8 protein-coding genes are annotated in these 11,751 nt (G+C 68.4%); 6 read left to right on the top strand and 2 right to left on the bottom strand.

The genetic code is table 11. The annotated features are described in order from the left end of the window. Position 1 precedes the first annotated feature (1 nt). From PHP91_RS15530 to PHP91_RS15510, 5 genes are all read left to right on the top strand, one after another. Positions 2 to 1,654, top strand: a complete 1,653-nt coding sequence (locus tag PHP91_RS15530) for a methyl-accepting chemotaxis protein (protein ID WP_300142758.1) — start codon at positions 2 to 4, stop codon at positions 1,652 to 1,654. Between the two features lie 166 nt (positions 1,655 to 1,820). Continuing rightward, positions 1,821 to 2,198, top strand: a complete 378-nt coding sequence (locus tag PHP91_RS15525) for a hypothetical protein (RefSeq protein ID WP_366141590.1) — start codon at positions 1,821 to 1,823, stop codon at positions 2,196 to 2,198. Between the two features lie 109 nt (positions 2,199 to 2,307). Then, on the top strand, positions 2,308 to 3,573 hold the full coding sequence (locus PHP91_RS15520) for an adenylosuccinate synthase (RefSeq protein ID WP_300142752.1): 1,266 nt from the start codon (positions 2,308 to 2,310) through the stop codon (positions 3,571 to 3,573). Positions 3,574 to 3,583: 10 nt separating this feature from the next. Then, positions 3,584 to 4,423 carry a DNA polymerase III subunit delta' gene (locus PHP91_RS15515; protein WP_300142749.1) on the top strand — a complete coding sequence of 280 codons (840 nt, stop codon included), beginning with the start codon at positions 3,584 to 3,586 and terminating at the stop codon, positions 4,421 to 4,423. 2 nt (positions 4,424 to 4,425) lie between these two features. Then, on the top strand, positions 4,426 to 4,911 hold the full coding sequence (locus PHP91_RS15510) for a GNAT family N-acetyltransferase (RefSeq protein WP_300142746.1): 486 nt from the start codon (positions 4,426 to 4,428) through the stop codon (positions 4,909 to 4,911). On the opposite strand, the gene PHP91_RS15505 is transcribed toward PHP91_RS15510, so the two are convergent. Together PHP91_RS15505 and PHP91_RS15500 are read right to left on the bottom strand one after the other, a co-directional pair. Then, on the bottom strand, positions 4,880 to 5,254 hold the full coding sequence (locus PHP91_RS15505; RefSeq protein ID WP_300142743.1) for an antibiotic biosynthesis monooxygenase: 375 nt from the start codon (positions 5,252 to 5,254) through the stop codon (positions 4,880 to 4,882). The two genes, PHP91_RS15510 and PHP91_RS15505, sit on opposite strands and share 32 nt — an antisense overlap. Next, the gene (locus PHP91_RS15500) at positions 5,230 to 9,057 is read right to left on the bottom strand and encodes a class I adenylate cyclase (RefSeq protein WP_300142740.1); all 3,828 of its coding nucleotides are present in this window, start codon (positions 9,055 to 9,057) and stop codon (positions 5,230 to 5,232) included. The genes PHP91_RS15505 and PHP91_RS15500 overlap by 25 nt, the downstream gene beginning before the upstream one ends. Before the next feature lie 278 nt (positions 9,058 to 9,335). Here PHP91_RS15500 and PHP91_RS15495 point away from each other — a divergent pair, with 278 nt between their 5' ends. Next, complete coding sequence (locus tag PHP91_RS15495; RefSeq protein ID WP_300142737.1) at positions 9,336 to 11,429, top strand: acyl-CoA dehydrogenase family protein; 2,094 nt, start codon at positions 9,336 to 9,338, stop codon at positions 11,427 to 11,429. The last annotated feature ends 322 nt before the right edge of the window (positions 11,430 to 11,751 follow it).

Here is an 11,751-nt window from a genome sequence, read left to right as displayed (position 1 = left end):
CATGAAGCGATTCCGTGATTGGGGAATGCAAACCAAGGTGTTGAGTCTTTTCCTCGTCGCCATCATCATCTTCATGGCGGGGTTGCTCGGCTATTTCATCCCCGTGGTGGGTGAATCGCTCATGACGGAAAAGCGGCTGGCCACCAAGAGCGCCGTGGAGACCGCCTATTCCGTGCTGGCCTACCTGGGCGAGCAGGAGGCCACCGGCGGGCTGGCCCGCGAGGAGGCCCAGGAACGGGCCAAGAAGGCCATCGCGGCCCTGCGGTACATGGGGGACAACTACTACTGGATCAACGACACCAGGCCGGTGATGATCATGCACCCGATGAACGCCAAGCTGGACGGCCAGGACCTGAGCTCCAACGCCGATCCCAACGGCAAGCGGCTCTTCGTCGAGATGGCCGAGCTGTGCAAGCGCGAGGGCGAGGGCTTCATCCCCTACATGTGGCCCAAGCCGGGGCGCGACAAGCCGGTGGAGAAGATTTCCTACGTCAAGCTGTACAAGCCCTGGGGCTGGATCATCGGCAGCGGCATCTACGTTGACGACGTGGCCGCGCAGATTTCCTCCCTGCGGCTCCAGATCATCATCCCCACGGTGCTGGTCATGGCGGTTATCCTGCTCATTGCGACCCTGATGGTCCGCAGCATGGTCAGGCCCCTCCAGGAGGCCGTGGATATCTCCAACCGGATGGCCGGCGGCGACCTGAGCATGAAGGTGCCGGTCCGCAGCAAGGACGAAGTGGGGCAGATGTCCCAGGCCATGTCCGATATGCTGGCGGCGCTGCGCGACGTGGTGGGCGAGGTCCGCGAGGCCAGCGCCCAGGTGGCGGCGGGCAGCGAGGAGCTTTCCGCCTCGGCCATCGAGCTTTCCCAGGGCGCTTCGGACCAGGCGTCCAGCGTGGAGGAGGTTTCCGCCTCCATGGAGGAGATGACGTCGAGCATCGGCCAGAACGCGGAGAACGCCCAGACCACCAATGCCATGACCACCAAGGCCGCCTCGGACACAGCCAGGGGCGGCGAGGCCGTGGCCAAGACCGTGGAGGCCATGAAGCAGATCGCGGACAAGATTCTCATCGTCGAGGAGATCGCCCGCCAGACCAACCTGCTGGCCCTGAACGCGGCCATCGAGGCGGCGCGCGCGGGCGAGCACGGCAAGGGGTTCGCCGTGGTCGCGGCCGAGGTCCGCAAGCTGGCCGAACGTTCCGGCGCAGCCGCTTCCGAGATCAGCGAGCTGTCGTCGAGCAGCGTCCGGGTGGCGGAGGAGGCGGGCGACCTGCTGGCCCGGATCGTGCCCGACATCGAGCGCACCGCCGAACTGGTGCAGGAGATCGCGGCGGCCAGCAACGAGCAGAACACCGGCAGCGAGCAGGTCAACCTGGCCATCCAGCAGCTCGACAAGATTATCCAGCAGAACGCCTCGGCGTCCGAGGAGGTGGCCTCCACCTCCGAGGAGCTGTCCGGCCAGGCCGTGCAGTTGCAGGAGACCATCCGTTTCTTCAAGCTGGGCGACGGCGAGCAGCCCGCGCCCAAGAACCTCGCACCGGGCGCGAGGAGGCCCCCGGCTCCCAAGTCCCTGGGCGCAAGGCCCAAGCCGTCCGGTGGCGGCGGGGGCATGAGCATCGACCTGGGCGACGAGGAGTTCGAGCGCTTCTGACGCCCCGCAGAATGGAGCACGTCCGGAGCCGCCCCCTGGGGCGGCTCCGTTTTTCGCCCCCGCCGCGCCGATTTTTGCGTTGGCGGACGCGGGCGATTTTTGTTAAGGCATGACTGCGGCCGGTGCCGTAAGATCAAGAACCGAGGGACTCATGTCGGAAACCTATCTGGAAAAGGCGCTGATAAAGCTCGCCAGGCAGATCAATGCCTATGACGAAGCCTCCCTGATGAGCCTGTGGGAGAAATATGCGGAGAAGGTCCGCCGTTTCGAACCCACCAAGCGCTGGGAGGAGGCGGTGCTGATCTTCAACCTCATCCAGTCCGCCCGGCTGAAGAACCAGCTCTTCAACTACAACTGGGCGCGCTCCCGCAAGCCGGACGAGCCTGGCGCGGACATCGACCTGGCCGCCCTGACCGCGCCCGAGCCGGTGATCCACGAGGTGGAGGCCGGGCCGAAGGACGCGGCGGGCAGACGCCAGGAAGGCGATTCCCACCCGGACCGCAAGGGCAAGCTGCTCACCCTCACCCCGAAAAACAAGAAATAGCCGGTCCCTGCGCGGTTGACATGCGCCCCGGTTTGTATTTACGGAAGATAACCGTTCGTGTGCGCTGAACACTGCGGGGCGCTTTCCGTTTTTTCAAGGAGCAACATACATGGCCAATATTGTGGTTTTCGGCTCCCAGTGGGGGGACGAGGGCAAGGGTAAGATCGTCGACATGCTCGCGGAGCGGGCCGACGCCATCGTCCGCTTCCAGGGCGGCAACAACGCCGGACATACCCTGGTGGTGGACGGGGAGCAGTGCATCCTGCACCTCATTCCCTCGGGCATCCTGCACCCCGGCAAGCAGTGCCTCATCGGCAACGGCGTGGTCCTCGACCCGTTCGTCTTCTGCATGGAGCTGGACAAACTCGCCGCCAAGGGCGTGGACGTCTCGCCGAGCCGGATGATGATAAGCCGCAAGACGCACATCATCATGCCCTACCACTGCCGCATGGACGGCGCGCGCGAGGAGGCCAAGTCCGACGAGGGCAAGATCGGCACCACCGGACGCGGCATCGGCCCCTGCTACGAGGACAAGGTCAACCGCTGCGGCGTGCGCGCGGGCGACTTCGAGAACCCCTCGCTGCTCAAGGAAAAGATCGCCGCCGCGCTCATCGAGAAGAACGTGCTGCTCAAGAACCTCTACGGCGCCGAGCCCATGGACGCCGAGGCGGTCTTCGCCGAGCTCCTGCCCGTGGCCGAGCGGCTGGTGCCCTACCTGGGCGACGTTTCCTCCGCCATACAGAAGGCGTCGGGCGCGGTCCTCTTCGAGGGCGCGCAGGGCACGCACCTGGACATCGACCACGGCACCTATCCCTTCGTCACGTCGAGCAACACGGTCACGGCCAACGCGGCCTCCGGCTCCGGCTGCTCCCCGCGCGACCTGGAGCGGATCACCGCCGTGGTCAAGGCCTACACCACCCGCGTGGGCAGCGGTCCCTTCCCCACCGAGCTGACCGACGCCGACGGCGGCTACCTGCAGAGCAAGGGCCACGAGTTCGGGGCCACCACCGGGCGCAAGCGCCGCTGCGGCTGGCTCGACCTGGTGGTTCTCAAGGAGTCCGTCCGCCTCAACGGCCCCACCGAGCTGGCCATCACCAAGCTCGACGTGCTCTCCGGCCTCAAGGCGATCAAGCTGTGCACGGCCTACGAGTACAACGGCGAGAGGATTGACTACCCGCCGCAGATCCAGAACGGCATGGCCTACGTCAAGCCGGTCTACGAGACGTTGCCGGGCTGGGACGAGGACATTTCCACCGCGCGTTCCTGGGGCGAGCTGCCCGACAACGCGGTCAACTACCTGCGCCGGATCGAAGAGGTCTCCGGGGTCAAGATCGGCATCGTGTCCGTCGGCCCGGACCGGGCGCAGACCTTCTAGAGGGGGCGCGATGACAGGCAACGCCGATCCGCTGTCCGCCCTCGCCGGGCAGGAGCACGCGGTCAAGCGGCTGAACGCCATCGCCCACGATCCCCCGCAATCCATCGTCATCGAGGGGGGCGACGCGGACGGCCGCGTCGCCCTCGCCCTGTATTGGGCCATGCGCCTCAACTGCGAAGGCGGCGGCGAGCCCTGCGGCCGCTGCCCGGCCTGCCGCCAGATCGCGGACCTCGCCTTCAAGGACCTGCTCTTCTTCGACGGGCGCGAGGGGCTCATCAAGGTCCAGTCGGTCCGCGACGAGCGGGCCACCTGGGGCCAGCCGCCGTCCGGCGACGGGTACCGGGTGACCATCTTCGCCGAGGCCCAGATGTTCATGACCGAGGCGGCCAACGCCCTGCTCAAGTCCCTGGAGGAGCCCCGTCCGGGAAACGTCTTCGTCCTCTGCGCCCCCCAGCGCGAGCGGCTGCTGGAGACCCTGGTCTCCCGCTCCTGGGTGGTGACGCTTGCCTGGCCCGACGCGCGCGTCAACGACCCGGCCGTGACCAAGTGGACCGAGGCCCTGGCCGAGTGCTGGCGCTCCGGGCGCGGCTGGTTCCAGTTGACGGCGGCCAAGGGCGCGGTGGACCGCGACCTGGCCATGGCCGTGGTCATCGGGATGCAGCGGGAGCTGCGCGAGGCCATGTCCGGCGCCTGCGCCACGCCGCTCTCCGCCCGCCTGGCCCAGAGCTACGACGCGCGGGGGCTGCGCCGCATCGGCCTGGTCCTGGAGCAGGCCCAGGACGCCCTGAACACCCAGATTCCGGTCAACCCCGCCATGGTCCTGGACTGGGTGGCCACGCGCATGGCCTGACCGTGCGCATCGAACCCTACCGCGGCCACGACGCCGACGCTATCGTCGAGCTCATCACCACCATCCAGATCCGGGAATTCGGCGTGGCCACCTCGGCCGATAAACAGCCGGACCTGCGCGGCATTCCGGCCTTCTACCAGCACGGGGCGGGCGACTTCTGGCTCGCCTTCGAGGGCGACGAGCTCGTCGGCACCATCGCCCTCCTGGACGTGGGCGACGGCGACTGCGCCCTGCGCAAGATGTTCGTGAAAAAGGAGTTCCGGGGCCGGGAACGGGGCGTGGCGGCCGCGCTCATGCGGACCCTGCTCGACCGGGCCGGGGAGCGGGGCGTCCGGGCCGTCTACCTCGGCACCGTGGACGTCTACCACGCCGCGCACCGCTTCTACGAGAAGCACGGCTTCGTCGAGGTCGCCCGCGCCGAGGTGCCGGACGCTGTCCCGCTCATGGACGTGGACGTCAAATACTATCGGTACCGCTTCGGGCGATGAACGCGTTGTCGCGCTCCACGCGGCAGACGCGCGTGGCGAAGGCCGCGTACCATTCCCTTCTTCCCCGCTCCATGGCCGCCCGGTGCTCCGGTCGGGCCCGCCAGGCCGCGATGGCCGCCTCGTCCCGCCAGTAGGAGACCGTGATCCCCACGCCGTCGCGCGCGGACTCCGCGCCCAGGAAACCGTCCATGGTCCGGGCCAGGTCCACCAGCCGGTCGGCGACCTCGCCGTAGCCCGCGTCCGTCCCGGTCCGCGTCGAGGTGAAGATGACCGCGAAATAGGGCGGCTCGGGCGTGTCCGCAAAGCCGGGGACCCGGCTCAGATCAGGTTGATCCGCTTGCATTGCGACCCCTTGGGGATGAACAGGAGCATCTCCGGGGCGCTGGCCACCGGCTGCTCCAGGTTGCGGGCGAGGAAGCGGGAGGGCATCTCCTCGAACTCCGGCCCCGGCCGCAGGAAGGTGCGGCAGAACATCTCGCCCCAGTTGGTGGTGTAGATGGCCGAGGCCTGCTCCACGCGCTGGACGTCCGGGGCCACGGTCAGGTTGCAGATGATAAGGACGCGCAGGACCCGCTCGGGCCGCAGGCCGTCGTTGATGTCCCGCTCGAAGGTCTCGCCGAAGGGAAAGAACTCGCCCATGGTCGGGAGCAGCCGTTGCAGGTCGGCCACGGAGATGGGGGCCATGGTCCGGTCGCCCTGGAGGTGGCCGCTCTGGCGATAGATGTTGTTGGCGAAAATCCAGGCCAGGAGGCGCACCGGGTCCTCGGTGCGGTGCAGGACCTCCAGGGAGTCCACCGAGCGGTTGGCCTGTGCCCTGGAGCCGCCGCGCACCTCCCAGACGGTCTTCTTGCCCGGGTGCTTGTCCGCGCTGAAGTGGAGGAGGGCGAACTCCTCGCCGCGCGCGTCCATGAAGGGCACGCGCATGACCTTGTGCGGCTTGCGCGAGAAGTTGGCGGCGATGCGGCGGCCCATGCGCGTCAGGTCCTCGGCGTTGATGAGCGCGCCGGTGCTGCCGCCGCCCCGGATGCCCTCCCGGATGCGCTGGTAGGTCTCCACCATGCAGCGCCGCACCGAGTCGCCCATGGCCAGGGACCGGCCGAAGGAACTGGACCGCCGGTTGTTGCGGACCCGCTCCGGGTCCACGTACCCCTTGCCGAACAGGGCGCGGATCAGGCTGGCGTCCTCGCGCCGGGCGGGCAGGTTCATGAAGAACGGGACGTCGCACAGGTTGGCCTTGAACATGAAGGCTTCGGTCAGGAGCCTGGCCGCCTCCCTGTCGCCCCGGCGGGCGTGGTGGGCGTGCAGGATGGCGAAGAGCGCGCCGTAGGGGTCGGCCCGGCGGACGTCGCGCCGGTGCAGGAAGATGTTGCGCTTGATGCGGTCGCACAGGGGGAGCTGGGACCCTCCGGCGTCGGCGTAGGTCTCTAGCAGGCCGAGCTTGAGCACGGACTTGAAGGGCGAGTGGATGGCCTTGACCATCTGCCACAGCGAGCCGCCGAAATATTCGTCGGGCGGCACGGGGGCCAGGTGGCCGAAGTCCTCCAGGCGCGGCTGGCCCGTGACCGGATAGCGCCGGGCGGCCTGGATACAGGCGTCGTAGGCTTTGAGGTCCACCCCCACCGGGGCCACCCACCAGGCCAGGTGCTTGCCCGCCAGCCGGATGGCCGTGCGGTAGAATTCCTCCTTGAGCAGCAGGGCCTGGGCCGAGCCCGAGCTCTCCTCGTCGTCGCCCGAGGTGAAGCGGTTGTCGCGCACGTCCTCCATGCGCATGGCGAAGAAGTGCGCCTCCAGGCCGAACTCGCTCTCGGCCCACAGCCCCAGGGCGTCGAGCTTGCGCCTCAGCCCCGCCTCGGCCTCCATGCCCACATCGCCGTCGTAGCAGACCCAGCAGTCGATGTCCGAGCTGGCGGTCTGGGCCACGGTGCCCAGGCTGCCCATGGTGTAGAGGCCCAGGATGCGGACCTCGGGCCGCCGGTCCGGGGGCTCGGCCTCGGGGAAGAACTGGCCGGAAAGCTCCAGGGTGGTCAGGTTCGGCGTGTAGCCCCAGACCTCGCAGGCCGGGACGCCGCGCAGGTTGAACCGGCTCTCGAAGAGATCGGTGTCCAGCAGGTGGGGCAGGATGCGCAGGTAGATCTGTTTTTCGCGCGAGAAGTTGTCCTGGGCGCGCAGGAACCGCTCTCGGTTGACCGCGAGCATGCGGTGCTCGCGCCGGTAGAAGGTCACTTCGCGTGCCCAGGCGGCCAGGACCTTGTCCGCCACCTCCGGGCCGACCACGGACGGGTCGGGCAGGGGGCCGTGCTCCAGGGCGGCGGCCAGCCGCCCGAACTGCTTGACCCGCGCCCCCAGGAACAGGGGGTGGGGCAGGTCCGAGTTGCGCATGGAGCAGCGGGTCACGGTGGAGCCGGGCATCTCCAGGGCGTGGAGTTGGGAGTCCTCCACGGTTATGGCGTGGAGCACGCAGTCCGTGAACTCCACCCCTGCGAACCGGGCCGAGGTGAAGGCCGCCGCCGTGAAGTCCATGTCCTCGAAGCGGCAGGAGCGGACCGTGGTCTCGTGAAAGGTTGCGCCGGTCAGGACCGAGGTGGTGAACCCGGTGCGGTGCAGGGTGGCCCCGAAGAAGGCGGACCCGCCCATGGCGCAGTTGCGGAACCGGCAGTCCGACAGGTCGCAGTGGGAAAAGGCCGCGCCCGTGAACACGCAGTCGTTGAACGAGCATCCCGCGAACTGTGCGCCCGAGAAATCCGTGCCCGTGAAGTCGCAGCCGGAAAAGGCGCTGCCCGTGATGGTCGCCTGCTCGAAGGCGCAGGCCGTGAGCCGCGACCGGGAGACCTTGCAGCGCAGCATCTCCACCTCGCGGAAGCCGGACCCGGACAGGTTCAGGCCGGTCAGCTCGCGCCCGTCCATGGACGCCCCGGCCACGCGGGAGCAGGTCAGGTCCATGTCGCGGACGTTGCGGAACCGGGGCAGCATTTTCTCCAGGGTGTGCTTGCGCTTGCCGAAGATGCGGGCGACCAGGCCCGGCTTGCGGCAGTCGGGCGCGTCGTCGCCCCCGCCGGGCGTCACGGGCGCGTCGTCGGCCGGGGAGGCGGAGGGGGCGGCCTTGGCCTTGGTCAGGGCCTCCACGAAGTCCGGGGCCAGGGCGAGCAGGACCGAGAAGGCCTCGTCGCGCGCGGCGTCCCGCTCCTCGCGCGTCAGGGCGGCGAGAAAGGCGCGGTAGCCCTCGTCCCCCAGCAGGGGCACGCGGGTGGCGGCCACCCGGGCCAGGGCGGGCAGCTTGCGCCGGATGGCGGCCAGCAGCGGTCCGGCCTTGGGCGTCTGCTGGGCGATGATGCCGTCCAGGCAGCCGCCCGCCAGCCGCTTGTCGCCCTTCTTGAGCACCTTGAGGAAGAGGTCGAGCAGCGGGCGCTCGCCCGCCTCGGCCACGCTGACCACGGTGGCCAGGGCCGCGTCGGTGGGGGCGATGAGCCCCCCGGCCAGGGACGCGGCCAGGGCCGTGGCCCGCTCGGGATCGTCCATGGCGCGGATGACGTTGCAGATCAGGTCGACGTCCTCGTTGCCCGCGGCGGTCTCGGTCCGGCTGGTCAGCCACTTGCCGAACAGCCCGTTGTCGATGACCTGGCGGGCCGGGAAGGCCAGGATTTCGCCCCGGCGGCCCAGGGAGGCGACAAAGGGGGCCAGCTCCGCCGGGTCGGCGGCGGCCAGGGGCTGCATCAGCCCCTCCAGCCAGCCCAGGAGCTGGCGGTCGGCCGTGACAGCGCGGGAGGTGAGCATCTCGTGGGCCAGGGCCAGCCGGTCCGAGGCCGGGAGGGTGGCGAGCAGGGCCGCCATCTCGCGCAGGGACACGGCCATGGACTGGACGTGGCGCACGGCCAGGATGCGCCCGAACCGGCCCGTGCCGAGCAGCAGGCGCAGGCAGGCGCGCAGGGCCTTGGCGTCCTTGGTGGTCTGGAGGATGTGAAAGACGTGCAGGGCGGTCTCGGCCACCGGGGTGGCGCTGCCGGTCTCGTCCGGGGGCAGCGAGGCGGCGGCCGCCAGGAATCCCTCGCCCAGGGGGGAGAAGTCCTGCGCGCCCGTCCCGGGCGGGGCCTGGGCAAAGGCCCGGATGCCCGCCGCGAGGGCCACGATGTCGCTCTTCACTGCCGCCATGAAATATTGCCTCGGTGTTCCCAATTACCCCATATTGCAACCGATCGGGCGGGAAGTCAAAACCGGATGCTCCCTTTTCCTCCCCGGCCCCTCCGCCGCCACTCGGGCGGGCGCGGCCCGGAGCGGCGAAAACCTCGGAAAATCAAGGGCTGGCGCGGGTTAAACGACTGTTTCAGAGCAAAAACATTTTGACTCGATCCGGCACATGTCCTATCGTGCCGGACTGATATATTATGGCCCGCAAAATCCTGCGGGAAAACCAATTCAGGATAGGTTCAATGTATACACTCCGTACGCTGCCGGGAGACGACGTTCGCCAGATCATGTGGCGTTTCGCCGACCGGTTCGATCTCCAGATGTCCGTCCAGTCCGCCCGTTCCATCGCCCGTTCCGTGGTCGCCAAGCTGGTGGCCGGGGGCGCGCGCAACACCCACGAGTGGACCGACCAGAAGAGCGAGCTCTTGACCGCCTTCGACCAGTCCGGGCTGACCGCGCTCTTCATGGACCCGCATCAGGGCGGCTTCATCGAGGGGCCCAAGAACCTGGCCCTGGCCCTGGTGGCCTTCGAGCTTTCCTGGGTGGACGCGGGCGCGGCCACCTGCTCCCTCGCCTCCAACCTGGCCCTGGCCCCGATCCATGAGAAGGGCACCCCGGAGCAGCGCGACAAGTACATGGCCGCCTGCGTCCCGCCCCAGCCGGGCGAGGACCGCAAGATCTGGCGCGGCGCCTTCGCCCTGACCGAGCCGCTGCCCTACGTGGGCGTGGACACCGGCGTGCTCTGCGGCAAGGCCACCGTGGCCGAGTGGAAGGACGGCGAGGAGCCCATGCTCCAGATCGACAAGCGCGGCCGGTTCATCACCAACATGGATTTCGCCAACTTCGTCACCGCGGCCGTGGAGTCGCGCGACGAGCGCATCAAGGGCACCTTCATGGTCATCCTGGAGGACACGGACGAAGGCCTCTTCGACCGGGGCGCGCCCACGCTCAAGATGGTCCACCAGCTCTCCTCCACCCGCGACCCCGTGCTGAACCTCAAGGTCCCGGCGTCGCGCATCATCGGCGGCTACGACGTGGTGGACGGGGTCATCGTGCCCAAGTTCAACCACTCCGAGATCATCGGCGCGGTCTTCCACCGCACCCGCATCCCGGTGGGCCTGATGACCTCGGCCAAGCTGCTCTCCGCCGTGGAGCCGGTCATCCGCTATCACCGCAACCGCTTCCGGGGCGGCGATTCCGCCAAGGAAGGCTCCCCGCGCTTCGACAAGGGCCTCCAGATGAACGAGGACGCGCTCCAGCGTCTGGCCGACGTCTGGGCCTCGGGCGAGGCTGGCTGCTCCCTGGCCTTTGCCGCCTCGCGCCTGGCTGACGCCTTCGATCCCGTCGAGAAGGCCAAGGAGGCCCATTTCGCGGCCGAGGGCGTGACCTCCGTCCGCAAGCAGATGGCCGTCCTGCGTTCGATCGGGGACCGGGTCAAGGAACTGATAGACCTGGAATACGCCCCCGAGGCGGAGCGTGACCAGGCCCGCTACGAGGCGCTCAAGAACGACACCCTGGTTTCCTATGCCTACATGGAGGCCCTGGCGGGCATCCTCAACCCCGGCGTCAAGCTCTGGAACACCGGCGTGGGCGCGTGCATGATGCGCGAGGCCGTCGCCCTGGTGGGCGGCTACGGCATCACCGAGGACTGTCCCGGCTTCCTGATGCAGAAGTGGACCGACTGCCAGCTTGAGGCCACCTACGAGGGGCCCGAGGCCGTGCAGCGCCGCCACCTGACCATGACCATGGGCAGCGAGGTCTTCCAGCACATCCTTTCCGCCTGGGCCAGACAGATGCGCGCGGCGGGCGACAACGCGCCCGGCCTGGGCGGCCATGTGCTCGCCTCGGCCATGGAGCTGTGGCAACACACCTTCGCCTACCTCCAGAACGCCGCCGATCCCGAGGGCCGCAAGCTCTACCACAACAAGCGCCAGGGCGTGACCTTCCCCATGGCCGACGCCCTGGGCTGGCTGCTCGGACCCTACTTCCTGGCCCGCGACGTCATGGAGCTCATCGAGAAGGGCCCCATGTCCATGACCCTTGCCGAGGGCATCGACGACCTGACCGCCTTCTACAAGGACCTCTGCCACGTGCAGTGCGCCCGCGCCGCCGGTGAGGTGGCCCGCATCTGCACCGAGCTGGTCTACGGCTTCACCGCCTGCAAGCTCGTCAGCCCGGACGCCCCGGCGGCCGACGCCGACGCCCTGGCCACCTTCCAGGCCCTCAAGGCCAAGGTCGACCAGTGCATGGCCGGATGCCGCATGGCCAAAGACCGCGCGGGCAACGCCCTCGCCGAAGTCATGATCCCCGAGGCCCTGGACTACCCCATAGGTTAAGTGAATGAAGATGCGAGAGGGGAACCTTTTGGAAAAGGTTCCCCTCTCGCGCTCTCCCCTCCCAAACTTTTTGGCTCCACGTCGCCAGGCGATTCGGAAGGGACAGATAGAGAGACATGGCGACGTGGGGGCATGGGCCGCAAGCCCGTGCCTTTTGATTGAAAACGTATAGCTCAACCCAAACCCCACCTCTGAACGGACCTTCGCTTTCACTCCGTCCGTTCGCTCTCCCGCCCCGCGAAGCGGAGCCAAAAAGTTTTGGAAGGGAGAGTGGATGGGGGTCCGGGGGAAGGGGAGAGGGAAACCCTTTCCAAAAGGTTTC

The sequence above is a fragment of the Pseudodesulfovibrio sp. genome, from assembly GCF_028692895.1.
GTDB lineage: Bacteria > Desulfobacterota > Desulfovibrionia > Desulfovibrionales > Desulfovibrionaceae > Pseudodesulfovibrio.
Note: the sequence above shows the minus strand (reverse complement) of the source record. Positions and strands in the feature narration are given on the sequence as shown.

Bases quoted from the DNA above. Each gene is read 5' to 3' on its own strand.
- PHP91_RS15530 (WP_300142758.1), top strand. From the start codon at position 2: ATGAAGCGATTCCGTGATTGGGGAATGCAAACCAAGGTGTTGAGTCTT.
- PHP91_RS15520 (WP_300142752.1), top strand. From the start codon at position 2,308: ATGGCCAATATTGTGGTTTTCGGCTCCCAGTGGGGGGACGAGGGCAAG.
- PHP91_RS15515 (WP_300142749.1), top strand. From the start codon at position 3,584: ATGACAGGCAACGCCGATCCGCTGTCCGCCCTCGCCGGGCAGGAGCAC.
- PHP91_RS15505 (WP_300142743.1), bottom strand. From the start codon at position 5,254: ATGCAAGCGGATCAACCTGATCTGAGCCGGGTCCCCGGCTTTGCGGAC.
- PHP91_RS15500 (WP_300142740.1), bottom strand. From the start codon at position 9,057: ATGGCGGCAGTGAAGAGCGACATCGTGGCCCTCGCGGCGGGCATCCGG.
- PHP91_RS15495 (WP_300142737.1), top strand. From the start codon at position 9,336: ATGTATACACTCCGTACGCTGCCGGGAGACGACGTTCGCCAGATCATG.